The 21,377-nt window shown below is 64.1% G+C and carries 23 protein-coding genes and 2 tRNA genes; 12 read left to right on the forward strand and 13 right to left on the reverse strand.

Annotated features, from left to right (window positions below; all coding sequences use genetic code 11):
* Positions 1-20: 20 nt before the first annotated feature.
* The 5 genes from ABD906_RS02855 to ABD906_RS02875 form a co-directional block, all read right to left on the reverse strand.
* On the reverse strand, positions 21-488 hold the full coding sequence (locus ABD906_RS02855) for a molybdenum cofactor biosynthesis protein MoaE (RefSeq protein WP_345098107.1): 468 nt from the start codon (positions 486-488) through the stop codon (positions 21-23).
* Position 489: 1 nt separating this feature from the next.
* On the reverse strand, positions 490-741 hold the full coding sequence (gene moaD, locus ABD906_RS02860) for a molybdopterin converting factor subunit 1 (protein ID WP_345098108.1): 252 nt from the start codon (positions 739-741) through the stop codon (positions 490-492).
* A gap of 3 nt (positions 742-744) precedes the next feature.
* On the reverse strand, positions 745-1,356 hold the full coding sequence (gene pgsA / locus ABD906_RS02865; RefSeq protein ID WP_345098109.1) for a CDP-diacylglycerol--glycerol-3-phosphate 3-phosphatidyltransferase: 612 nt from the start codon (positions 1,354-1,356) through the stop codon (positions 745-747).
* A gap of 65 nt (positions 1,357-1,421) precedes the next feature.
* Entirely contained in the window at positions 1,422-3,356 is a 1,935-nt protein-coding gene (gene uvrC / locus ABD906_RS02870; RefSeq protein WP_345098110.1) for an excinuclease ABC subunit UvrC, read from the reverse strand.
* Positions 3,353-4,117 (reverse strand): SDR family oxidoreductase, encoded by a 765-nt coding sequence (locus tag ABD906_RS02875; RefSeq protein ID WP_345098111.1) that lies wholly within the window; start codon positions 4,115-4,117, stop codon positions 3,353-3,355. The genes uvrC and ABD906_RS02875 overlap by 4 nt, the downstream gene beginning before the upstream one ends.
* 419 nt (positions 4,118-4,536) lie before the next feature.
* Here ABD906_RS02875 and ABD906_RS02880 point away from each other — a divergent pair, with 419 nt between their 5' ends.
* On the forward strand, positions 4,537-5,193 hold the full coding sequence (locus ABD906_RS02880; protein ID WP_345098112.1) for an outer membrane protein: 657 nt from the start codon (positions 4,537-4,539) through the stop codon (positions 5,191-5,193).
* Positions 5,194-5,380: 187 nt separating this feature from the next.
* On the opposite strand, the gene ABD906_RS02885 is transcribed toward ABD906_RS02880, so the two are convergent.
* The 3 genes from ABD906_RS02885 to ABD906_RS02895 are packed head-to-tail and all read right to left on the reverse strand — an operon-like array spanning position 5,381 to position 7,408.
* Complete coding sequence (locus ABD906_RS02885) at positions 5,381-6,037, reverse strand: ribonuclease T2 family protein (protein WP_345098113.1); 657 nt, start codon at positions 6,035-6,037, stop codon at positions 5,381-5,383.
* Complete coding sequence (locus ABD906_RS02890) at positions 6,034-6,486, reverse strand: hypothetical protein (RefSeq protein WP_345098114.1); 453 nt, start codon at positions 6,484-6,486, stop codon at positions 6,034-6,036. The genes ABD906_RS02885 and ABD906_RS02890 overlap by 4 nt, the downstream gene beginning before the upstream one ends.
* Positions 6,487-6,541: 55 nt before the next feature.
* Complete coding sequence (locus ABD906_RS02895; protein WP_345098115.1) at positions 6,542-7,408, reverse strand: 23S rRNA (adenine(2030)-N(6))-methyltransferase RlmJ; 867 nt, start codon at positions 7,406-7,408, stop codon at positions 6,542-6,544.
* A gap of 98 nt (positions 7,409-7,506) precedes the next feature.
* Here ABD906_RS02895 and ABD906_RS02900 point away from each other — a divergent pair, with 98 nt between their 5' ends.
* Together ABD906_RS02900 and ABD906_RS02905 are read left to right on the forward strand one after the other, a co-directional pair.
* Positions 7,507-9,615, forward strand: a complete 2,109-nt coding sequence (locus tag ABD906_RS02900; RefSeq protein ID WP_345098116.1) for a molybdopterin-containing oxidoreductase family protein — start codon at positions 7,507-7,509, stop codon at positions 9,613-9,615.
* 96 nt (positions 9,616-9,711) lie between these two features.
* Positions 9,712-10,698 carry a YihY/virulence factor BrkB family protein gene (locus tag ABD906_RS02905; RefSeq protein WP_345098117.1) on the forward strand — a complete coding sequence of 329 codons (987 nt, stop codon included), beginning with the start codon at positions 9,712-9,714 and terminating at the stop codon, positions 10,696-10,698.
* A gap of 97 nt (positions 10,699-10,795) precedes the next feature.
* On the opposite strand, the gene purN is transcribed toward ABD906_RS02905, so the two are convergent.
* A complete protein-coding gene (purN, locus tag ABD906_RS02910; RefSeq protein WP_345098119.1) occupies positions 10,796-11,506 on the reverse strand; it encodes a phosphoribosylglycinamide formyltransferase in 711 nt (236 codons plus the stop codon).
* Entirely contained in the window at positions 11,503-12,567 is a 1,065-nt protein-coding gene (purM, locus tag ABD906_RS02915; RefSeq protein WP_345098120.1) for a phosphoribosylformylglycinamidine cyclo-ligase, read from the reverse strand. Before purM ends, purN begins: the two co-directional genes overlap by 4 nt.
* A gap of 293 nt (positions 12,568-12,860) precedes the next feature.
* Here purM and ABD906_RS02920 point away from each other — a divergent pair, with 293 nt between their 5' ends.
* The 6 genes from ABD906_RS02920 to ABD906_RS02945 all read left to right on the forward strand — a co-directional run bounded on the left by ABD906_RS02920 (position 12,861) and on the right by ABD906_RS02945 (position 18,646).
* Positions 12,861-13,421, forward strand: a complete 561-nt coding sequence (locus ABD906_RS02920) for a CDP-alcohol phosphatidyltransferase family protein (protein ID WP_345098121.1) — start codon at positions 12,861-12,863, stop codon at positions 13,419-13,421.
* Complete coding sequence (locus ABD906_RS02925) at positions 13,390-14,538, forward strand: AI-2E family transporter (protein ID WP_378188807.1); 1,149 nt, start codon at positions 13,390-13,392, stop codon at positions 14,536-14,538. Before ABD906_RS02920 ends, ABD906_RS02925 begins: the two co-directional genes overlap by 32 nt.
* The gene (gene hdaA, locus ABD906_RS02930; protein ID WP_345098123.1) at positions 14,535-15,227 is read left to right on the forward strand and encodes a DnaA regulatory inactivator HdaA; all 693 of its coding nucleotides are present in this window, start codon (positions 14,535-14,537) and stop codon (positions 15,225-15,227) included. Before ABD906_RS02925 ends, hdaA begins: the two co-directional genes overlap by 4 nt.
* A gap of 394 nt (positions 15,228-15,621) precedes the next feature.
* Positions 15,622-15,930, forward strand: a complete 309-nt coding sequence (locus tag ABD906_RS02935) for an HdeA/HdeB family chaperone (protein WP_345098124.1) — start codon at positions 15,622-15,624, stop codon at positions 15,928-15,930.
* A 31-nt stretch (positions 15,931-15,961) separates the two neighbouring features.
* Positions 15,962-16,345, forward strand: coding sequence for a hypothetical protein (locus ABD906_RS02940; protein WP_345098125.1), 384 nt, complete (start codon positions 15,962-15,964; stop codon positions 16,343-16,345).
* A gap of 315 nt (positions 16,346-16,660) precedes the next feature.
* Positions 16,661-18,646 (forward strand): AI-2E family transporter, encoded by a 1,986-nt coding sequence (locus ABD906_RS02945; RefSeq protein ID WP_345098126.1) that lies wholly within the window; start codon positions 16,661-16,663, stop codon positions 18,644-18,646.
* Between the two features lie 100 nt (positions 18,647-18,746).
* Here ABD906_RS02945 and ABD906_RS02950 read toward each other — a convergent pair whose 3' ends face one another.
* Positions 18,747-19,172, reverse strand: a complete 426-nt coding sequence (locus ABD906_RS02950) for a DUF1801 domain-containing protein (RefSeq protein WP_345098127.1) — start codon at positions 19,170-19,172, stop codon at positions 18,747-18,749.
* Positions 19,173-19,423: 251 nt separating this feature from the next.
* Here ABD906_RS02950 and ABD906_RS02955 point away from each other — a divergent pair.
* The 3 genes from ABD906_RS02955 to ABD906_RS02965 all read left to right on the forward strand — a co-directional run bounded on the left by ABD906_RS02955 (position 19,424) and on the right by ABD906_RS02965 (position 19,950).
* A tRNA-Pro gene (locus ABD906_RS02955) sits at positions 19,424-19,500 on the forward strand.
* Positions 19,501-19,555: 55 nt separating this feature from the next.
* Positions 19,556-19,861, forward strand: coding sequence for an ETC complex I subunit (locus tag ABD906_RS02960; RefSeq protein WP_345098128.1), 306 nt, complete (start codon positions 19,556-19,558; stop codon positions 19,859-19,861).
* A gap of 12 nt (positions 19,862-19,873) precedes the next feature.
* A tRNA-Arg gene (locus tag ABD906_RS02965) sits at positions 19,874-19,950 on the forward strand.
* Positions 19,951-20,136: 186 nt separating this feature from the next.
* On the opposite strand, the gene ABD906_RS02970 is transcribed toward ABD906_RS02965, so the two are convergent.
* Together ABD906_RS02970 and ABD906_RS02975 are read right to left on the reverse strand one after the other, a co-directional pair.
* Positions 20,137-20,562 (reverse strand): EamA family transporter, encoded by a 426-nt coding sequence (locus tag ABD906_RS02970; protein WP_345098129.1) that lies wholly within the window; start codon positions 20,560-20,562, stop codon positions 20,137-20,139.
* A gap of 227 nt (positions 20,563-20,789) precedes the next feature.
* A complete protein-coding gene (locus ABD906_RS02975; protein WP_345098131.1) occupies positions 20,790-21,302 on the reverse strand; it encodes a copper chaperone PCu(A)C in 513 nt (170 codons plus the stop codon).
* Positions 21,303-21,377 lie beyond the last annotated feature (75 nt).

Here is a 21,377-nt window from a genome sequence, read left to right on the forward strand (position 1 = left end):
TGGAAGATATGGCCTGGCGGTCAGGTCTTTTTCCAGGCGGCCAGCGCCTGTTCGTCGCTCTCTTTCGCCTCGACCCAGCCGCCTGCCGTGCCGTCGGCGCGGTGTTCCTTCTTCCAGAAGGGCGCGCGCGACTTGAGATAGTCCATGAGGAAGTCGGCGGCCTCGAAGGCGGCCTTGCGGCTCTCCGAGCAGGCGGCCACCAGCACGATGTTCTCGCCCGCCGGGATCTTTCCGTAGCGGTGGATGACGGTGAGCCCCTTGAGACGCCAGCGCTCGGACGCCTCGCGGGCGACCCGGCCGATCTCCGCTTCAGCCATGCCCGGATAATGTTCGAGCTCGAGTGCTGCGAGCGTCCCGCCTTCGTCCCGGCAGCGGCCGGTGAAGGTCACCACCGCGCCGATGTCCTTGCGCCCGGCGGTGAGCCGCTCGATCTCGGCAGCGATATCGAAATCCTCCGCCTGGACGGAGATGCGCGGCGCCACCGTCATCTCATCCCCCCGTCATCGGCGGGAACAGGGCGATCTCGCCGTCCTCGGGCAGAACGGTGTCGTGCTCGACATGCTCGTGGTTGATCGCCACACGGATGACCTCCGGTCGCTCCAGCGCCGCCGCGTAGCCTTCGCCGCGGCTGGCGAGCCACGCGAGCAGGTCCGCCACCGTCTCCACCGTCTCCGGCTTCTCGATGGTCTCCGATGCCGTGCCGATGCGTTCGCGCACCCAGGCGAAATAGACGAGCTTCATCCGCTATTCCTCGATGATGTGCTTGAGCCCCGCCCGGAAATAGTCATAGCCCGTGTAGAGCGTGATGATCGCCGAGATCCAGAGCAGGGTGATGCCGATCTGCGTGGTATAGGGTACGATCTTGTCACCGGCGGGGCCGACAAGCAGCGTCGCGATGGCGACCATCTGGATTGCCGTCTTCCACTTGGCGAGCCGCGTCACCGGCACGCTCACCTTCAGAGCGGCAAGGTATTCGCGCAGGCCAGACACCAGAATTTCCCGGCAGAGGATGATGATCGCCGCCCACAGCGTCCATCCGGCGATCGTGTGGTCCGTATCCGCCGCGAGCAGCAGCAGGCAGGTGGCAACCAGCAGCTTGTCGGCGATCGGGTCGAGCATGCGCCCGATATTGGAGGTCTGCTTCCAGGTGCGGGCCAGGTACCCGTCCAGATAGTCGGTGACGCTGGCGGCGATGAAGATGGCCAGCGCCGTCCAGCGGGCGAAGTCGCTGGACTGCAGTTTTCCTTCAAGGAAGAAGCACAGCACGATCATCGGCACCGCAAGGATGCGGGCATAGGTGAGCAGGTTCGGAAGACTGAACGCAATGCGCTGCTGCTGGACGGTCGGTTGGCTCATTTCAGCCCTTCAGATCAATCGGGACGGCGACTTTGAAGCATTCATAGCAGGACTGCCGGAAAAGTTTATGCCCTCTCATGGAAATGGTTATGAATAAGTCGGGCCATGGCTTCCGAAATCCCTTCGACGGCCATCAAATCTTCGACACCGGCGCGGCTCACCGCCTTGGCTGTGCCGAAATGATGGAGCAGGGCACGCTTGCGCGCCGGCCCGATGCCCGGAATTTCATCCAGGGGGTTCTTGACCATTTCCTTCTTCCTCCGCGCCCGGTGGGAACCGATGGCGAAGCGGTGCGCCTCGTCGCGCAGCCTCTGAACGAAATAGAGCACCGGATCGCGCAAGGGTAGCGTGAATGGTTCCCGGCCCTGCATGAAGAAGCGTTCGCGGCCCGCATCGCGATCCACGCCCTTGGCCACGCCGATGGCGGTGACCTGATTGGCGATCCCGAGGTCTTCGAGGATTTGCCGCACGGCTGACATCTGCCCCTGGCCGCCGTCGATCAGGATCACGTCCGGCCAGGCAGGAAAGGTATCGGCGTCCTCATGCTCGGCCGCTTCCGGCCGCAGCCCTTCCTCCCTGATGAGGCGGGAGAAGCGCCGCTGCATGACCTCGCGCATCATGCCGAAGTCGTCACCGGGTGTGATGTCGGTCGAGCGGATGTTGAACTTGCGGTACTGGTTCTTCACGAACCCGTCCGGTCCCGCCACGATCATCGCTCCGACGGCATTGGTGCCCATGATGTGCGAGTTGTCGTAAACCTCGATGCGCCGCGGCACGCGCTCCAGCCCGAAGGTCTGCGCGAAGCCCTCGAGCAGACGCGCCTGCGTGGAGGTCTCCGCCAGGCGGCGCCCGAGCGCTTCCCTGGCGTTCTGCAACGCGTGGTCGACCAGATCCTTTTTCTCGCCCCGCTGCGGCATGGACAGGGTGACCTTGTGTCCGGCCTTTGCCGACAATGCCTCTGCGAGCAGTTCCTGATCCTCTACCTCGTGGGAAAGCAGCACCAGCCGCGCCACCGGCTTGTCGTCATAGAACTGGGCAATGAAGGAACCGAGTACCTGTCCGGGCTCCAGCGCCGGGTCCGCCTTCGGGAAATAGGCGCGGTTGCCCCAGTTCTGGCCGGTGCGGAAGAAGAACACCTGGATGCAGTTCTGCCCACCCTCCTGATGGATGGCGAACACGTCCGCTTCCTCGACCGACTGCGGGTTGATGCCCTGATGCGACTGGACGTGGGAGAGGGCGGCAAGACGGTCGCGGTAGACGGCCGCCCGCTCGAAGTCGAGCGCGTCGGAGGCCTCCTGCATGGCCCGCGCCATCTCTTCCTTCACCTTGACCGAACGGCCGGAGAGGAAGTCCTTTGCCTCCTTCACCAGTTTCGCATAGTTGTCGAGGCTGATCTCACCGGTGCAGGGACCCGAGCAACGCTTGATCTGATAGAGCAGGCATGGCCGCGTGCGGCTCTCGAACACCGAGTCGGTGCAGGTGCGGATGAGAAAGGCGCGTTGCAGCGCGTTGATCGTGCGGTCCACCGCGCCGGCCGAGGCGAACGGGCCGAAATAGTCCGCCCTGCGCGTTCGCGCGCCCCGGTGCTTGAAGATGCCCGGCGCCTTGTGATCCGTGGACAGCATGATGTAGGGGAACGACTTGTCGTCCCGCAGCAGCACGTTGAAGCGGGGCCTGAGCCGCTTGATGAGGTTCGCCTCGAGCAGCAGCGCTTCCGTCTCGGTGCGGGTGATGACGAACTCCATAGACGCCGTCTCGCGGATCATCCGCTCGATGCGGTTGGAGTGGCCGCGACCCTGCGCGTAATTGCTGACGCGCTTCTTGAGGCTGCGCGCCTTGCCGACATAGAGCACGTCGCCTTCGGCATTGATCATGCGGTAGACGCCGGGCGCGTTGGGCAGGCGCTTCACGATTTCCTGAATCACGGCAACGCCCGTCAGCGCCGAGTCGCGTCCGGCGCTGTCCCAGGCGATCGTTTCGTCCGTTGCTGGAGAATTCATTCCGCAATACCTGCTATGTCCGGCGTCTCCCAGGCAAGATGCTGTCCGCCATCGAGCGCGATCATCTGACCGGTGATGGAGGGCGTTTCCCATAGATAGCGGATGGTCGCGCCAAATTCAGGCAGTTCCGGGCCGCGCTGCAGGAGGAGTCCCCTGATCTGCCGCTGGAAATCCTCTGGAGACTGGCGGTCGTTGGCAAGCGTGGGGCCGGGACCGATGGCGTTGACACGGATGTTGGGCGCGAGCGCCTGCGCCATGGTCTTCGTTGCCATCCAGAGCGCCGCCTTCGACAGCGTATAGGTGAAAAAGCGTGGATTCGGCCGCCACACCCGCTGGTCGATCATGTTGACGATCAGAGCATCCATATCGCCGCCGGCGTAGCGCGCGAAGGCCTGCGCGATCTGCAGCGGCGCCTTCAGATGCAGCGCAAAGTGCCGGTCGAACCGGTCGAGCGTGAAGTCGGTAACTGAATCGTCCTCGAAGATCGAGGCGTTGTTGACGACGATGCCGATCCGACCGACGGCCTCGACCGCCTTGTCGACCAGGCTGGCGGCGGCGGTGGGATCGGTAAGGTCTGCCTGCACGACGCGCGCAAAGCCCCCGTCGCGGTTGATCACGCTGGCCAGGGCTTCCGCTTCCTCCCCCGATTCGTTGTGGTGAATCACGACGGCAAACCCGTGGGCGGCGAGGTCGAGGGCGATGGCCCGCCCGATGCGCCGCGCGCCACCCGTGATCAGCACTCCTGTTCCTGATTCCAGCATCCCAACCCGATCCAGCCAGTCAATCGCTTATATATGAAGTACTGGTTCGAATTCATAGCTGCGTGATGACCCCGCCGAACACGCCGAGTTGACTGCCAGCGATTCTCCTTATCGCCGACCTGAACGTCTGTGCATGACGCCTGTCCGGCACCGGGCTGGGCCCGCGGAATCTGCAATCTCTTCATATATTTACGTTTAAGAAACCATAAACTGTGCCTTAATCGCAACAGTACCGGGGCAGAACAATAAATAAGGCAACAATTTCAAAATTGAGCCATGTTGGCGCCACGTTTGGCTTCTTTTTGGTGGCTCAGGCGGAACCGCACGACGGCTGGATCGTTCGGCCTCGTCGGTAGGGGCGCCGGGTACCCTCTCGGATGACCCAGTAAAGGAATTCGTTGACTAAGGAGTCACCAGGAATGAACACCAAGACAAGTTTCAAGCTCGGCGCTGCTGTTGCAGCTCTCTTCGCAGCCACCGCTGCTTCTCAGGCCGCTGACGCGGTGTTCGAGGCACCTCCGGCTCCGCCCGCTGCTCCGATCGTTTCCGCGCCCGTAAACACCTGGGAAGGTGGCTACGCCGGTCTGTCGCTCGGCTATGGCTTCTCGGGCAAGTCTGACATTGCCGGCCAGGGCGATGTGAAGACCGACGGTTTCGTCGGCAACGTCTTCGGCGGCTGGAACTGGCAGTCCGATCAGTTCGTGTACGGCGTCGAGGGTGACATCGGCTACAACGGCATGGACGGCAATGACTTCGGCTACAACGTCAAGCATGGCGTTGACGGCACGCTCCGCGCCCGTCTCGGCGTTGCTGCCACGGACAACGTCCTCATCTATGCGACCGCCGGTGGTGCAGGTAGCCGCGTGAAGGTGACGGAACCGGCTGGCGTTGCCGAGTCCAAGACCCTGTGGGGCTGGACCGCTGGCGCCGGTGCTGACGTCAAGGTCACCGACCAGGTCTTCGGCCGCCTCGAGTACCGTTACACGGACCTCGGCGGCAAGACGTTCGACAACGTCGGCGGCAAGGTCGACTCCACCAGCCACAAGGTTCTGGTCGGCGTCGGCATGAAGTTCTAAGGCTTTATTGCCTCGGACATCTGAAAAGCCGGGCCTCGCGCCCGGCTTTTCTGTTTGGACGGTCGGTCTTCACTCCAAGCCTCTCACCCTGAGGCTGTCGAAGGGGAGGGATCAATCGCCGGCCATTCTTCGTCTTCATCTTGAGCCGGTTGAATGGGGAAGGCGAAGAGAGCTGTCGCTCACAAACTCACCGCACTGGCGGCATCAGCGCCCGGTCGAGCCGGCAGCTATTGCGGTTGACCCACTCGCAATCCGTGAACTTCAGGTCCTTCGACAGGCAGATGCGCACCTCGCGCAGGTATCGCCGGTCGCAGGTTACGGCGATCTGTTGGGGCCGGAGCCCCGGATTGGCGGCGATGAACTTCTCCTCGACTTCGCGTGGCGAGATCAGGATCGGCGCGGATGGCAGCACGAATTCCCTCGGTATTGCCACTGCCTCCATGGCTCTGCGGGATAGCTGCAGATACTGCTCCTGCGTCAGCCCGGTGCAGGACCCGTGCTTGCGCCACTGGTGCCCGATCAGGCCGGGCGAGGGGATGATGTCGAGATAGCGGCGCGCCAGCGAATCGGGCACGCGACTTGGCTGGTTGGTCGGACAGAATTCCGGATAGCCATGCTCATACTGCGGCCACAGGCCGTGCAGCAGGAAGGCGTAGGGCCGCGAGCACTGAACCGACCGGGGCGAACCTTCCGTCGCGCAATAACTGGGTGACCAGCTGAGCGAAAGGACGAAATGGTCGAAGGCACCCGGCTCTGCGCCGCGATACTGCGCCTTCGCAGGCGAAACGAAGGGAAGCGCAACCAGGCTGAATGCGGAGAGCGCCGCACCCGTGAACCGCCTCATCTGAGAGTGCTGCACTTGCTGTTGTAGACGTTCCAGCGGTCGAAGCCCGAGACGCAGAACTCGACGTTGTCGCCGATCGAAGCAAAGCCCTGGCCATACTCGATCACGTACCAGACCTGCCGCGTGTAGCCGTCAGACAGTGAGACACTCGCGGAGCAGTAGCGCCGTTCGATCGGGCTGTCCGGCGTCGAGGGTTCGTAGCGGGTCACGCGCGCATCATGGAAGGCGACTATGTCCACATTGGGCAGATGCGGCACATGGGTCACCTGGTGGCGGAAACGGTTGGCGATTGTCGACCGCACACTCGAGTGGCCGCAGATCGGATCGTCGGCGCCATAGCTGGCTTCGGGGTAGGTTCCCAGCATATCGGCCGCCTGCGCGGTGGACAGTGGAGTGGTTGCGGCAGCAGAAACGGCAATGGTCGCCAGAAGCTTTGCGATGCGCGACATTCGGAATCCCCTCTCGTGATCTTGCATTACAGTTTCAGCTACGGCGTTTGCCTGGTCAAGATGCAGCCGGCCGGTGCTCGTCCGCCAGTCTTTCGATTGAATACCGTCCCCGTCCGTTCTCGCCGAGGATCCGGGCGAAGGCGGGCAGGATCGTCTTGAGCTGTTCCTGCAGCACGTAGGGTGGGTTGACGATGATCATCCCCGTGGCCGAAAGCTTTCCGTCCGGATGGACCGGCGCAACCTCCAGCGTGACGTCGATGATGTCCGGTATGCCGCTTTCCTTGAGCCCCTTGCGGAAGGCGGCGACCTCCTTGAGGTTCTTGATCGGATACCAAAGCGCGTAGATGCCGCCAGGCCAGCGTCGGTGCGCCTTTTGCAGACCCGAAAGCAGCCGGTCGAACTCGCCTTCCTTCTCGAAGGGCGGATCGACCAGCACCAGCCCGCGCTTTTCCTTGGGGGGCAAGTGGGCGCCGAGCGCCAGCCACCCGTCAAGCTCGATCACCCGTGTCTGATAGTCGCCGTCAAATTGCGCGCGCAGGCGCTTTGCGTCTTCCGGATGCAGCTCGATCGCCGTCAGCCGGTCCTGCTTGCGCAGGAGCTGCCGCGTGATCACCGGCGAGCCGGGATAAAGCTTCAGTTGAGACCCCTCGTTAACTGATTCAACAGCGTCCATTAAGGCGCTGATAATGCTTGCTTCTTTCTCGGATAGCTTCGCGTCGCGCAGCGCTCCGATGCCGCCCAGCCATTCGCCCGTCCGCTGCGCCTCGTCGGAAGAAAGATCGTAGAGACCGGTCCCCGCGTGCGTGTCGATCACCCGAAATGGTTTCTCCTTCCGCTTCAGGTACTCGATGACGAGGGTCAGCACCGTGTGCTTGAGCACATCGGCGAAATTTCCCGCGTGATAGGCGTGACGGTAGTTCATGGTGGCTCCGGCCCCGGCTGAACCCTGGATGGCAGCTGGTGTCTCTTTATTTCTGCGCGGGTCTACCTGATCGGATGGAAATCCGCTAGGTTCCGGCCATGAATATTCAGCCCAACATGATGATCGGGCATACGGTTTGCCCGCACGACTGTCCTTCCACCTGCGCGCTTGATGTCCAGATCGTCGGCGGGCGCGTCCAGCGCGTCCACGGCGCGAAGGACAACAGCTACACTGCCGGCGTGATCTGCGCCAAGGTCGCCCGCTATGGCGAGCGCATTCATCATCCCGCCCGCCTCTTGAAGCCGCTGGTGCGCGCCGGCGCCAAGGGCGAGGGGAAGTGGCAGGAGGCGAGCTGGGAGGCGGCCCTCGACCGCGTGGCGGAGGCTTTCCTGCGGGCAGAGGAAAAATACGGCAGCGAGACCGTCTGGCCCTATCAGTATGCGGGCACCATGGGACTGGTGCAGCGCGACTCGATCCACCGCCTGCGCCACGCCAAGCGGTATTCCTGCCAGTACGATTCCATCTGCACCAATCCGGCCTGGACAGGCTGGGTCATGGGAGCGGGCACCCTGCGCGGCCCCGACCCGCGCGAGATGGCCAAGTCCGACTGCGTCGTCATCTGGGGCACCAATGCGGTGGCAACCCAGGTGAACGTGATGACCCACGCCGTGCGAGCCCGCAAGGAGCGCGGCGCGAAGATCGTCGTCATCGACATCTACGACAACGCGACCATGAAGCAGGCGGACATTCCCGTACTGCTGCGGCCGGGCACTGATGCCGCGCTCGCCTGCGCGATAATGCACGTCCTGTTCCGGGACGGCATGGCCGACTGGGCCTATCTCGAAAAATACACCGCTGACCCGCATGGCCTCGAGCAGCACCTGCGCACGAGGACGCCCGAATGGGCGGAGGCCATCTGCGGTGTCCCGGCTGATGAGATCGTCCGGCTCGCCCATCTCTTTGGCACGACCAAGCGGACCTATTTCCGTCTGGGCTACGGCTTCACCCGCAACCGCAACGGTGCGGTGAGCATGCATGCGGCGCTCAGCATTGCGGCTGTCACCGGCGCCTGGCAGTACGAGGGTGGCGGCGCGTTCCATTCCAATTCGGACATCTTCGGCCTTGACAAGTCGCTGATCGAGGGCCGCGCCTACCGCGATCCCTCCATCCGCTCGCTTGACCAGTCGAAGATCGGCCGGGTGCTGACGAACGACCCCAATGAGCTTTACGGCGGCCCGCCCGTCACCGCCATGCTGATCCAGAACACCAACCCTGCAAATGTCGCGCCGGAGCAGCGGCTGGTGAAGCAGGGCTTCCTGCGCGAGGACCTGTTTGTCTGCGTTCACGAGCAGTTCATGACCGACACGGCGAAGCTTGCCGATGTCGTCCTGCCCGCAACCATGTTCATGGAGCACGACGACATCTACCGCGGCGGTGGCAACCAGTTCATCCACCTCGGCCCGAAGCTGCTCGACGCGCCGGGTGAGGCGATGCCCAACCTCTATGTCATCGAAGAGCTGGCCAATCGCCTCGGTGTCGCGCACCTGCCGGGCTTTGGCCTCACGGCCCGCGAGCACATCGACTGGATGCTGCAGCGCCGGGGCCTGGGCTCCTTCGAGACGCTGAAGGAGCAACGCTGGGCCGACGTCCAGCCAGACTTCGAGACGGCGCATTTCCTGAACGGATTTGGCTTTCCTGACGGCAAGTTCCGCTTCCGTCCGGATTGGACCGGTACGCCCGCGCCAAACCGTCCGCCGGAGGGGATGGGCATTTTCGGCGATCACCGGTCGCTGCCCGCGTTCCCCGACTACGTGAACCTGATCGAGGAGGCGGACCCGGAGCATCCGTTCCGTCTCGCCACCTCGCCGGCGCGCAATTTCCTCAACTCGACCTTCACCGAAACGCCGGAGTCCCAGTCGCGCGAGCGCCGTCCGGAGCTCATGCTGCATCCGCAGGATGCGGCAGCCCTTGGCGTTGCTGACGGCGGCCGCGTGGAGATCGGCAACCACCGCGGCGAGGTCGTCCTGCACGCCCGCCTGTTCGACGGCGTGAAGCGCGGCGTCGTGGTGGCTGAAGGCATCTGGCCCAATAGCGCCCACGAGCGGGGCGAGGGCATCAACGTTCTGGTCGGCGCGGATGCGGTGGCGCCCTATGGCGGCGTCGGCTTCCACGACACCAAGGTGTGGGTGAGGGCGCTTCCCGGCTGATTGCCGGGAAGACGGCCAGCCTGGTCCTGCGCTCCTGCGGGGCCTTCCGGAACGAACGGCCGCCCGGGGAATTGAACTCTCTTCCAGGAGGGTTCGATGGCTGAAGCGCGCGACATGCCCCACGCTGCCGGAGGGCGGTCCGGCGACAATGCCCGTTCGCCGGCGGAACTGTCCACGCATGGGTGGCGGGCGGTGCTTGTCCGCGTCTGGCGGGAGATTTCCGAGGACCGCGTGCTGCTCGTGGCGGGAGGCGTGACCTTCTACCTCGTGCTGGCGCTGTTTCCCGCGCTCGCTGCCTTCGTCTCGATCTACGGCCTGCTCGCCGACCCGGCCGCTGTCTCCGGCTACCTTGGCCAGCTTCAGGGCATCGTACCCGCGGCCGGGATCGAGATCATCGGCACCCAGATCCGCACGCTGGCGGGCCAGAGCGCCGACGCGCTCGGCGTCAGCTTCATCCTCGGCCTGCTCGTGGCGTTCTGGAGCGCCAACGGTGGCGTGAAGGCGCTCTTTGACGCAATGAACATCGCCTACGAGGAGGAGGAAAAGCGGGGCTTCATCAGCCTCAATCTCGCCGCCTTCGCCTTCACGCTCGGCGCTTTCCTGCTGGCGGTGCTCTTCATCGTTGCGGTCGGCATCGTGCCCGTGGCGCTTGCCTGGCTGGGCCTCGGACCGGTCACCGAGCTTCTTGTCCGCGTGATGCGCTGGGTTCTGATCGCCCTCGTTGCGCTCGCAGCCATTTCGCTTCTTTACCGCTTCGGACCCAGCCGCGCGCCCGCGCGCTGGAGCTGGGTAAGCGTTGGTGCGGTGATTGCCACGCTCGGCTGGTTCGCTGTCTCCTGGGGCTTCTCGCTCTATCTGCAGAATTTTGCCGACTACAACGCCACCTACGGCGCTCTGGGAGCGGTCATGGGACTTCTGATGTGGCTCTGGATCTCGACGGTCGTGGTGATTGTCGGCGCAGAGCTCAACGCCGAGATGGAGCGACAGACCCTGCGCGACTCCACCACCGGCCCAGAACAGCCACCGGGCCTGCGCGGCGCTGTCGTGGCCGACAGCGGACCGGAGAGTCACCCGGCCGGTTAGGTGCCACCCGAAACCGGTCAGGACCCACCCCCCGGAAAAAAGAGAAGGCGGGCTCGTGGCCCGCCTTCGCTGAAACTGGCTTGTGTCTGTCGCCGCGTCACGGGGTCCGGCGGGCGAGATCCTCGAGGTTTACGATCTCCTCGATGGAGGAGGGTACCATCAGGCTCGTGGTCGGTCCCCAGCCGATTTCAAGCGACGCCACGTAGACGGCGCGGTTGTTCTCCATCCGCACCTTGCCGGAGGCGAGCATCGAAAGAGCGAGGGGATAGATCTTGTGCTCCATGTTGAGCACGCGCGCGGCGAGCTCTCCCTCCGTGTCGTCAGGCAGCACCGGCACAGCCGCCTGCGCGATGATCGGCCCGGCGTCCATCTCGGCGGTCACGAAATGCACCGTGCAGCCGTGGATGCGCATGCCCTGCTGCAGCACCCGCGCATGTGTGGTGAGTCCCGGGAACAGCGGCAGCAGCGACGGATGGATGTTGATGATGCGTCCCTCCCAGCGCTTCACGAAATCCGGGCTCAGGATCCGCATGAAGCCTGCGAGGCAGATGAGTTCCGCGCCGCTCTGTTCAAGGATGCGCTGGATTTCCGCCTCGTGCGCGGCCTTGCTGGGATGCCCCGCGCGCGGCGCGACGAACGTGGGAATGCCCGACGATGCGGCGACCGCGAGGCCCGGCGCCTCGGGCTGGTCGCTGATGACGCAGCAGATTTCCGCCGGATAGTCGGGTTCGCCCGCCGCGCGGATGAGCGCGGTCATGTTGGAACCGCGGCCGGAAATCAGGATGGCTGTGCGCTTGCGTTTGCTCATAGTTCAAGGCTTCCCCTGTAGACCACGCCTGCATCACGCCGCGGCACGATCCGCCCCAGCGTTGTAACCTTTTCGCCTGCCCTTTGCAGCACGGCGGCCACCTGGGCAGCCTGTCCGGAGGCGACGACGATCACCATGCCGATGCCGCAGTTGAAGGTGCGCAGCATCTCCTGTTCCGCGATATTGCCCTGGCTCGCCAGCCACGAGAACACCGCCGGCGCGTTGATAGCGTCGAGGTCGATCTCGGCGGCGTAGTCCTTCGGCAGCACGCGCGGAATGTTCTCGGTGAAACCGCCGCCGGTGATGTGGGCCAGCGCCTTTATGCCATGCGTCTCGCGGATGGCGGAAAGGATAGGCTTCACATAGATGCGGGTCGGCTCCAGCAGCGCCTCCGCCAGCGTCCTGCCCTCGGCGAACGGGGCGGGGTCGGTCCATTTGAGCCCGCTCTGGCTCACGATCTTGCGCACCAGCGAGAAGCCGTTGGAATGCACGCCGGAGGAGGCAAGCCCGAGGATCACGTCGCCCTCGACCACGTCAGGCGTCGGCAGCAGCGTTCCGCGCTCGGCCGCGCCCACGGCGAAGCCGGCGAGGTCATAGTCGCCGTCGCTGTACATGCCCGGCATCTCGGCGGTTTCTCCGCCGATGAGCGCGCAGCCCGCCTGGCGGCAGCCCTCGGCTATGCCGGAAATGATGGCTGCGCCCTGTTCCGGATCCAGCTTGCCCGTTGCGAAATAGTCGAGGAAGAGCAGGGGCTCCGCGCCCTGCACGACCAGGTCGTTCACGCACATGGCCACGAGGTCGATGCCGACCGTGTCGTGCTTGCCCGACTCGATGGCGATCTTGAGCTTGGTGCCCACGCCGTCATTGGCGGCCACCAGGATCGGATCGTTGAAGCCTGCCGCCTTGAGGTCGAACAGCCCGCCGAAACCGCCGATTTCGGTGTCGGCTCCCGCACGGCGCGTCGAGCGAACGAGGGGCTTGATCTTCTCGACAAGCGTATTGCCCGCGTCAATGTCCACGCCGGCGTCGGCGTAGCTCAGTCCCTTTTTCTCGTTGCTCATCCTGGAGACCTTTCCGCGCAATTCAGTGGTCCGGGGGAACCGCCCCTTGGCCAGCGGTCGGGGCAGTCCGTTCGATGGCGTCGCTCGACGCTGGCGCTCTATTGGCACGCCGGGGCGTGCAACTCAAGCTCCCGCCAGCGCCACGCACAGGCATCAGCCACAGACTTCAACCTTAGCAAATCCGCGGCAATGAGGAACGCCGCATCTTTGTCCGGTGATAGATGGTTCGCGCCTCTTGAAGCCGTAGCCCGACGCCTTCATATGCTTGGACGTATCGTTAGCTGGAGTGTCCGTTGACCGTCCCCAACGTCATCACCCTGTTCCGTTTTCTTCTGGTTCCCCTGATCGTCTTCTTCCTGCTCAATGGTGAATGGCTCTGGGCGCTCTGCGGGTTCGTGCTTGCCGCCATTTCGGACGGTCTGGACGGCTTCATCGCCCGTCACTTCAACCAGCGCAGTGTCCTGGGCTCATATCTCGATCCCATTGCCGACAAGCTGCTCCTGGTTACGGTCTTCGTGATGCTGGGCTACATGGGCCAGCTTCCCCTGTGGCTGGTAATCGCCGCCGTGTCGCGTGACGCGCTGATCGTGGGCGGCGTGGTGCTGTCCACGGTAATGGGCAATCCGGTGGCGATGCAGCCGATCTTCGTGTCCAAGGCGAACACAGCGGTTCAGCTCGTCCTTGCATCTCTGGTCCTGGCAAGTCTCGCCCTGCAGGTTTCCCCCGGTCTTGTGCTTGATGCACTGGTCTGGCTCTCGGGCATCTTGACCGTCGCTTCCGGCGCGGCCTATCTCCTTGCCTGGATCAAGCACATGGGTGGCTATGTCGACGCAGGGACTGCCTCGGACAAGTGAATCGGACAGCGCGTTGCGTCGGTCGGCCTACCTGCGCAACGCGGGCTTCTGGCTTGTCGCTGGCGGCGGCCTGATCCTTTTCCTCTACGTCTTCAGCTCGATCCTGCTGCCGTTCCTTGCCGGCATGCTGCTTGCCTATTTTCTCGATCCGGTGGCTGACCGGCTCGAGACTCTGGGCGTCTCGCGCCTGTGGGCGACGATCCTCATCCTGATCGTCTGCGTGCTGGCGCTGATCCTTGCCCTGATGATCGTGGTGCCGGTCCTGTCCACCCAGCTTTTCGATTTCGCGGCCCGGCTGCCTGACTACATGTCGCGTCTGCATGCGCTGATCGTGAGCTTCGACCCCGAATGGTTCGAGCAGGAGCTCGGCATCAAGGCCGACACGCTTCAGAACGGTCTGGCGACACTCCTGTCCCAAGGCACGGGCTTCATTACCAGCCTGATCGCCTCGATCTGGAGTTCGGGCCTGGCGCTCGTCAACCTGGTCAGCCTGTTCGTGGTCACGCCGGTCGTCGCCTTCTACCTGTTGGTCGACTGGGACCGCATGGTTGAACAGATCGACAACCTGGTCCCGCGCAATCACCTCGACGACGTCCGCCGGATCGCCCGCGACATAAACGCCGCCACGGCGGGCTTCGTGCGCGGGCAGGGCACCCTTTGCCTGATCCTCGGCATCTACTACGCGACGGGACTGACGCTTCTTGGCCCCAATTTCGGCCTGCTGATCGGCCTGTTTGCCGGCCTCATCAGCTTCATTCCCTATGTCGGCTCGCTGGTCGGGCTTGCGCTCGGCCTCGGCGTGGCTATCGTCCAGTTCTGGCCGGACTGGTACTGGATCGCCGGAGTGCTGGTTGTCTTCTTCAGCGGCCAGTTCATTGAAGGAAACATTCTGCAGCCGAAACTCGTGGGCCGGAGCGTTGGCCTGCACCCCGTGTGGCTGATGTTCGCCCTGTTTGCCTTCGGCTATCTGTTTGGCTTCGTGAGGCTCCTGGTGGCCGTGCCGGCCGCCGCCGCCGTCGCGGTGCTGGTGCGCTTCGCCATCGCCCGCTATCTGGAATCCCCGCTTTACAGCGGACATGCTCAGCACTCGAGTGCCGGAGACTTGGAACACCGATGAACGACGAGACATTGCCGCGGCAGCTTCCCCTTGCCCTGGTTCACGGCGAGGGCAGGTCCCGCGATGATCTTGTGATTACCGAGGCGAACGAGCAGGCTGTCGCGCTGATCGACAGCTGGCCGGACTGGCCTGCGCCGGTAATGATCCTGGCCGGCCCCCCCGGTTCGGGCAAATCCCATCTGGCCGAGATCTGGTGCGAGGAATCGGGTGCCTTCCGCGTCCGTCACGACCGTATCGGCCAGGAGGCGATTGACGCGGCTTCCGAAGGCCCGGTCCTGGTGGAGGACGCCGATTCCCCCGGCCTCGACGAGACCGGTCTGTTCCACCTGATCAACATGGTGAAGTCCTCCGGCACCCAGCTTCTGTTGACCGCCCGCAAGTTCGCGGGCGCCTGGGGCGTCGAACTGCCGGACCTTGCCTCGCGCCTGCGCGCCGCCGCGACCGTCGAGATACACGAGCCAGACGATCATCTGCTCGCCGGCGTGATCGTGAAGCTCTTCGCCGACCGCCAGGTCGTCGTGGAGCCGCATGTCGTGCAGTTCCTCGTCCGCCGCGCCGAACGCTCGCTCTCCTCTATGCGCGAGCTCGTCGCCCTGATCGACCAGATGGCCATGGAGCGCAAGGCGAAGATCACGCGCACTCTCGCGGCCGAGGCCGCTGCCATCCTGGAACAGCGCCGCAGCGGCTGACGGATCGTGTCGCTTGGGAGCGGGCCTCTTTCCGGCCCGCGGCCAACCGGCCCGGCTGTCACGGATCGGCCGTTCCCGCAGGCGGTATGTGATTGGCCGTTCCGCCCCATCCTTGATAGAAATGGGGCGAGCGTTCGCTTTCTACTGAAGCGGCTGATCGATAGCGCGTGAGAGCGCGATCCCGGTGCAGCCACGGAAACGCGGTGACCGTCTTTCCGTGAGGGACTGCACAGTACCAGGATCTCCCGCAAACGGCCGCGGCCGTGACGGCGCTCGGACAGTCCGGCCGTATTCTGCTTGATGCCCTTCGCCATCAACAGGGAAACCTGCGCTCAATCCGACACATCGCGTGCCCGCCATGAGCACGGTTTGCATCCATGGGAGGAGAAGGCGCATGAGCATGCTGCTGAATACGGCTGCCGCCGCGGCAGCCATCACGGTCGGAGCAGGTCTTCTGGCCGCACGGGCGCAGGAGAACGTGAATCCCGTGGACGTCACCTGCGCGGAGATTGTCGGCCTGGATCGGGCACAGACGGAGAGGGTGCTTTATTTCCTTGCCGGATTGAACGAAGCCCGCATCCTGGCTGCCCGGCAAGGCGCCCAGCCGGAAACTCCGGCAGACGCCATGCCCGCCCACAGCGTTTCGGTGGATCCGGATACGAGCATTGATCCGCTGGCGCGGCTCCGCCCCGGACGATGCTAGAGTCTCGTTCGACCAAGCGGCCGGAGACCGCATGGAATCCAGCGAAAAACTGCCCAGGGACGCAATGAGTTGGCCGAGCCCGAACATCGACTGGTCTGACCATATCGGTGACGGCCAGTCGCAGACGGTGGAAGCCCGCCGCGAAGCAGAGGGACGGATGCGCGGGGAGGAGGTGAGGGCCCGGGTTCAAGCCATGGCTGCCGCCCGCAATGCTGAATCCGGCAACGTTGAGACCGTGTCGGAACCCGCTCCATCGGCAGTCGACACAACGGTCACGGGCGCGGTCGGCAGCGCTGGCCTGGCTGCATTGGGTGACGCCGGCTTCTATCGCATCCCGGTGGAAATGGTGATGACCGACTGCCGCGATACCCCCGGCGCCAGGCTCGCCGATGTCGTGAATCAGTACCGCCGTTAGCGCCCCGGCTCTCCAGCCACACCCCCTCGCGCCCTCTGGCGAAGCTAGGCGCGAGGCAAACACTGACCTGGCGCAGGAACTGGAGCACGAACGCTCTGGTGCTGTCCCGTGGCCCGACTGCTCGGCCGGTCGTGCTCCGGCGCCCCCTCATGTCCTCACGCGTATGGCTCGTTCTGTCGTGCGGCGGACGCCCCTGATGGGCGCGGACACGGCCGATCCGGGAAAGGGGCATGCCGCCGACATTCTTATCCGGCTTTGCAACGGGAGAGGCCGTTCCGGCGTTGTGGGTCAGTTGCAACCTCGGGAGGCATGGAGATGGCGGACGTGACCGGGGGACCGATCCGGTTCCCGAAGGTATCCTATACGGGCGCGCCGGGCCTCTCGGGCACCCCGATCCTTCAATCGCTGCTGCTCATCTGCCTTGCGGTCGTGGCGCTCTATTTCGCCCGCGAGGTGATCCTTCCCTTCGCCATAGCCGTGCTGCTGTCCTTCGCGCTGCAGCCGGTGGTGAGCCGCTTGCGGCGCATCGGCTTGCCGCGCGTGGTGGCCGTCGTCATCAGCGTGCTGCTCGCCTTCCTGATCATCCTGGCGATCAGCGTGGTGGTCGTGCTGCAGCTCAACGAGCTTGCCCGCGAGCTTCCAACCTATCAGAGCAACATCATCGCCAAGATCCGCTCCCTCAAGGAACTGGGTGCGGGCAGTGGCAGCATCGAGCGGCTGAGCGGCGTGGTGGAGCGCGTGGGCTCCGAACTGAACCAGCTCGGCGAGAGCGCGGGCCCCGTGGAAACGGCTGACCGCCGCAATCCGATCCTGGTCGAGATCTTCTCCCCCCAGCGGCCGATCGAGATGCTGACCGAGCTGATCGCCCCGCTGATCGAGCCGCTCGCCACCACCGGCCTTGTCATCGTCGTGGTGATCTTCATGCTGCTCGACCGCGAGGAGCTGCGCGATCGCTTCATTCGCCTGGTGGGCTACAGCGACCTCCACCGCACCACCGAGGCGATCCAGGACGCCGGCCGCCGCGTGAGCCAGTACCTTCTGACGCAGCTGGTGGTGAATGTCACCTACGGCGTGCCCATCGGCATTGGCCTCTGGCTGATTGGGGTGCCCAACGCACTGCTCTGGGGCCTGCTCGCCACCATCCTGCGCTTCCTGCCCTATATAGGCCCGTTCATCGCAGCGGTACTGCCGCTGGTGCTGGCGCTCGCGGTGGCGCCCGGCTGGTCGCTGCTCCTGTGGACAGCCGGCCTTTTCCTCACCATGGAGCTTATCAGCAACAACATCGTCGAACCGCTCCTATACGGCTCGCGCACAGGCCTATCTCCGCTTGCCATCATCGCCGCCGCCATCTTCTGGACCTGGCTTTGGGGACCGATCGGACTGGTCCTGTCTACTCCGCTGACCGTCTGCCTCGTCGTCCTCGGCCGCCATGTGCCGCAGTTCGAGTTCCTGCAGGTGATGCTTGGCAACGAACCGGTGCTTGATCCCAAGGAGCGGCTTTACCAGCGCCTTCTTGCCGCCGACCCCGACGAGGCCACGGACAATGCCGAGGAAATGCTGGAGGAAGACTATCTGGTGGACTTCTATGGCACGGTGGCGATCCCGGCGCTTCTGCTCGGAGAGCACGACCGCGCCCGTGGCGTTCTCTCCGGCGAGCAGATGCGGCAGGTGGCGGCAAGCGCCTCCACGCTCCTCCGCAACCTGGAGGAAATTGCCGAGGAGGAGTCGGAGGAGGAGGATATAACCGCAACCGAGGAGGGGACTGTCGCCGGCGCGCCCGAGGCGGGTCAGGGGGATGAGGTCGAGCTTCCCGATGGCGAGGGCAGGCGCATCCTCTGCATCGGCGGCCGCACGGAACTCGACGACGTCTCCGCCGCCATGTTCGCTCAGGTACTGGACGTTCAGGGCGCGGAGACCGAGGTCGCCACCCATGTTCAGATCCAGCCGCGCAACCTGCGCGAACTCGCTGTCCGCGGTTTCGACACCGCAGTGATCGCCTTCCTGAACCCGAACTCCCTCGGCCACGGCCGCTTCCTCGTCCGCCGCCTGAAGCGGGCTTCGCCGAGACTGCGCGTCGGCATTGTCCTGTGGGACGCCGAGGCAATGGACGGGACCGACCTCGAGGTGCTTGCCCACGAAATCAGTGCGGATTTCGTTGCCACCAGGATGACCGATGCGGTCGTCCGTACACTCTCGAACGAACCGCCCGTGAAGCTCGACGCGCCCAAGCTGATCCGCCGCCGCCGTCCCCAGGTCCGCGAGCATCTGGCCGAGGCGGCTATCACCCGCGCGCCGTCGTGACCGACTGTTATTGCGCGGGTGCTGCCTGCCTTGCCGGTATGATTGGTGAAATAGGCGGGCAGGGCGGTTATCCCTCTGCCCCTGACCGCCTGGTGGCCGATTACATCTTCACGCTCGGCAGTTTTGCCGCCTGCTTGACCCAGTCGACGAACTGCTCCGTGTCGAATGGTTCGTTCTCGTAAATGTGGAAATACCGCACCTCCTTGTGTTTGGAGGCGACAGGCGGCATCGGTTCGAGCGACGTGCCCCGGAAGAACGCGACCTTTATGTACCGGGCGATGCAGTGGAAGTTGAGGAACCAGCCGTCGTCGTCCGCGCCGTAGAAGGGCGAGTTCCATTTCACCGCCTTGCGCACGTTGGGCACGGCCTGTTCGATGAGCTGGTCGATCTGCCGGCCGACGGCCTGCTTCCATCCCGGCATCGCGGCGATGTAGGTCTGCACGGGCCGGTTCCCGTATCCCTTTGGGATCTGTGGGTTGCCCCCGGCAAGAAGGCGTGGTTTCGCGGGTTCAGTCCTGTCGTCCATTCCTTCCTCCCTCGATCCTGGAACGGGAGGAAATGTATACGCCGCGGGGCATCAAGTTAATCATCTGGCCGTTTCCTGCTGACAGGCACTGACGCGATAGTCCCGTCTTCCCTGCGGGTTCGGAGAGGCGGGAGCGTCTGGAATTGTCCACGCCTACCCATTATCTATCCACCGGGTGGCTTTGGAGGCTTGGAAATTTCTCCGCAAGCCCCTTGCGTTGAATCGTCATCCTCTCTAGAGGACATTGCTGTCGGAGCGTAGCGCAGCCTGGTAGCGCATCTGGTTTGGGACCAGAGGGTCGCGGGTTCAAATCCTGCCGCTCCGACCAGGAATTCGAGTGTGCCGCGCGAGCGGCATGAGAGGCAGCAGCGAGGTCGTCTAGAATGTCCGCGCGAATTTACAGCCCAGCAAGGACAGCGATGCAATCCGGTACGGCAAAGACAGGTCATTGGGTCTTGGAGTTTGAGCCGGAAGCGCCCCTGACGATCGAGCCCCTGATGGGTTACACGTCGTCCTCCGACACGCGCCGTCAGGTTCGTCTGACCTTCGCGACGAAGGAAGAGGCGATCGCCTATGCCGAGAAGAACGGCATCGCCTATCGCGTCGAGCCGGAGCGCAGGCCCAAGCGGCGTCAGATTTCGTACGCGGATAACTTCCGCTATGATCGCAAGATGCCCTGGACCCACTGAGGGTTCAGGACTGGCCCCGTAGCTCAGCTGGATAGAGCGTCAGCCTTCTAAGCTGAATGTCGCAGGTTCGAGCCCTGCCGGGGTCACCAAAATTTCCTCAATGATTTCAATATGTTGGCGACTTCCACTCCCGCAGAGGGTGTTAGAGAGTTACTCTATTGACCCAATCTTGCAGACTTTTCATGCGTCGTATGCTGCCTGTCTCAGCGTAGTGACCATCGAGGCGATGCCTTTGAGGGTTTCGACTGGTCCGGCAGAAGCGCGGGTAGGGCAGGTCAGGCGGTCGCCACCAGTACGGCGCCGGCGGCGATGAGGGCAACGCCCGTCCAGCCCTGGATGGAGAGCCGCTCGCCGAGGAAGATGGCCGCGAAGATGGCGACCATGACGACGCTGAGCTTGTCGATCGGAGCCACCTGGCCGGCGTCACCGAGCTTTAGCGCGCGGAAATAGCAGAGCCACGAGGCGCCCGTCGCAAGTGCCGAGAGCGTCAGGAACTGCCACGTCTTGCCGGGAATGCTGGACGGGCTCTGCCAGTTGCCGAACATCAGCACGATCGCGAGCGTCACCGGCAGGATGATTGCCGTGCGGATGAAGGTCGCCATGTCGGAATTGATGCCGGACACGCCGATCTTGCCGAAGATGGCCGTAAGCGCGGCGAAGGCGGCGGACAGCAGCGCCCAGAACTGCCATGACTGAACCACGTGGACTCACCCGGAAAGAAGCATTTCTTTGATCAGCAATTGAACCCGGGTTCAGTCAGGGTCAATCGGCAAATGCGCACAGGAACGGCCATGCAGGGCTTATGCGTGGGAAGGAAAGGGGCCACCTCGTGGCCCCGCCCAGCCGTCCGCTCCCGGGAAAGGCGCGAACCGTTTTTCGTCCGGCGATCTGGTTGTTTCCATGCTTCCGGAGGAAGCGCAGATACCACCTAGTGCTTGTGCCCGTGGTCCTGCGGCTGTGCCTCGTGCCCACCGTGCGCCCCATGGTTGCTGGAAGGGCGGGCAGCTTCCACTGCCAGCTCGACGTCGATGGAGCCGGCCTTCTCGAAGGTGAGCGTGAGCGGCACGCGCTCGCCCTCCTTGAGGGGTTGCTTGAGCTCCATCAGCATGAGGTGATAGCCGCCGGGGGCCAGCTCCACCGTGGCGCCAGGCTTTATCTCGAGGCCGTCCGCGAGGGGGCGCATGCGCATCACGCCGTCCGTCACTTCCATCGAGTGGATCTCGACCCGCCCAGCCACAGGGGATGAGGCGGAAACCAGGCGATCGGCCGCTTCGCCCTTGTTCTCGAGCTTGAGGAAGCCGCCGCCGACCTGTGCGGCGGGCGGAGTGGCGCGCGACCAGGGATGAACGATGTGGATGTCGCCCGCGTGATAGTCATGCGCCAGCGCGGCGTGGCTCATGAAAAGGGCAGATGCAGCAACAAGATATGCAGCGAATTTCATAAGTAGAGTCTCCAGGTCTGACGATCGCCGCGAGGGCGGCGGTACGATGGCGGAGCCGGAAGCGGCACCGTGCTT

This window comes from Chelativorans composti (assembly GCF_039541695.1).
Classification (GTDB): domain Bacteria; phylum Pseudomonadota; class Alphaproteobacteria; order Rhizobiales; family Rhizobiaceae; genus Chelativorans; species Chelativorans composti.

Bases quoted from the DNA above. Each gene is read 5' to 3' on its own strand.
- purN (WP_345098119.1), bottom strand. From the start codon at position 11,506: ATGAGCAAACGCAAGCGCACAGCCATCCTGATTTCCGGCCGCGGTTCC.
- ABD906_RS02885 (WP_345098113.1), bottom strand. From the start codon at position 6,037: ATGAGGCGGTTCACGGGTGCGGCGCTCTCCGCATTCAGCCTGGTTGCG.
- ABD906_RS02940 (WP_345098125.1), top strand. From the start codon at position 15,962: ATGGAATCCAGCGAAAAACTGCCCAGGGACGCAATGAGTTGGCCGAGC.
- uvrC (WP_345098110.1), bottom strand. From the start codon at position 3,356: ATGAATTCTCCAGCAACGGACGAAACGATCGCCTGGGACAGCGCCGGA.
- ABD906_RS02880 (WP_345098112.1), top strand. From the start codon at position 4,537: ATGAACACCAAGACAAGTTTCAAGCTCGGCGCTGCTGTTGCAGCTCTC.
- ABD906_RS02900 (WP_345098116.1), top strand. From the start codon at position 7,507: ATGAATATTCAGCCCAACATGATGATCGGGCATACGGTTTGCCCGCAC.
- ABD906_RS02935 (WP_345098124.1), top strand. From the start codon at position 15,622: ATGAGCATGCTGCTGAATACGGCTGCCGCCGCGGCAGCCATCACGGTC.
- purM (WP_345098120.1), bottom strand. From the start codon at position 12,567: ATGAGCAACGAGAAAAAGGGACTGAGCTACGCCGACGCCGGCGTGGAC.
- ABD906_RS02855 (WP_345098107.1), bottom strand. From the start codon at position 488: ATGACGGTGGCGCCGCGCATCTCCGTCCAGGCGGAGGATTTCGATATC.
- pgsA (WP_345098109.1), bottom strand. From the start codon at position 1,356: ATGAGCCAACCGACCGTCCAGCAGCAGCGCATTGCGTTCAGTCTTCCG.
- ABD906_RS02895 (WP_345098115.1), bottom strand. From the start codon at position 7,408: ATGAACTACCGTCACGCCTATCACGCGGGAAATTTCGCCGATGTGCTC.
- hdaA (WP_345098123.1), top strand. From the start codon at position 14,535: ATGAACGACGAGACATTGCCGCGGCAGCTTCCCCTTGCCCTGGTTCAC.
- moaD (WP_345098108.1), bottom strand. From the start codon at position 741: ATGAAGCTCGTCTATTTCGCCTGGGTGCGCGAACGCATCGGCACGGCA.
- ABD906_RS02890 (WP_345098114.1), bottom strand. From the start codon at position 6,486: ATGTCGCGCATCGCAAAGCTTCTGGCGACCATTGCCGTTTCTGCTGCC.
- ABD906_RS02945 (WP_345098126.1), top strand. From the start codon at position 16,661: ATGGCGGACGTGACCGGGGGACCGATCCGGTTCCCGAAGGTATCCTAT.
- ABD906_RS02905 (WP_345098117.1), top strand. From the start codon at position 9,712: ATGGCTGAAGCGCGCGACATGCCCCACGCTGCCGGAGGGCGGTCCGGC.
- ABD906_RS02925 (WP_378188807.1), top strand. From the start codon at position 13,390: ATGTCGACGCAGGGACTGCCTCGGACAAGTGAATCGGACAGCGCGTTG.
- ABD906_RS02960 (WP_345098128.1), top strand. From the start codon at position 19,556: ATGTCCGCGCGAATTTACAGCCCAGCAAGGACAGCGATGCAATCCGGT.
- ABD906_RS02875 (WP_345098111.1), bottom strand. From the start codon at position 4,117: ATGCTGGAATCAGGAACAGGAGTGCTGATCACGGGTGGCGCGCGGCGC.
- ABD906_RS02975 (WP_345098131.1), bottom strand. From the start codon at position 21,302: ATGAAATTCGCTGCATATCTTGTTGCTGCATCTGCCCTTTTCATGAGC.
- ABD906_RS02950 (WP_345098127.1), bottom strand. From the start codon at position 19,172: ATGGACGACAGGACTGAACCCGCGAAACCACGCCTTCTTGCCGGGGGC.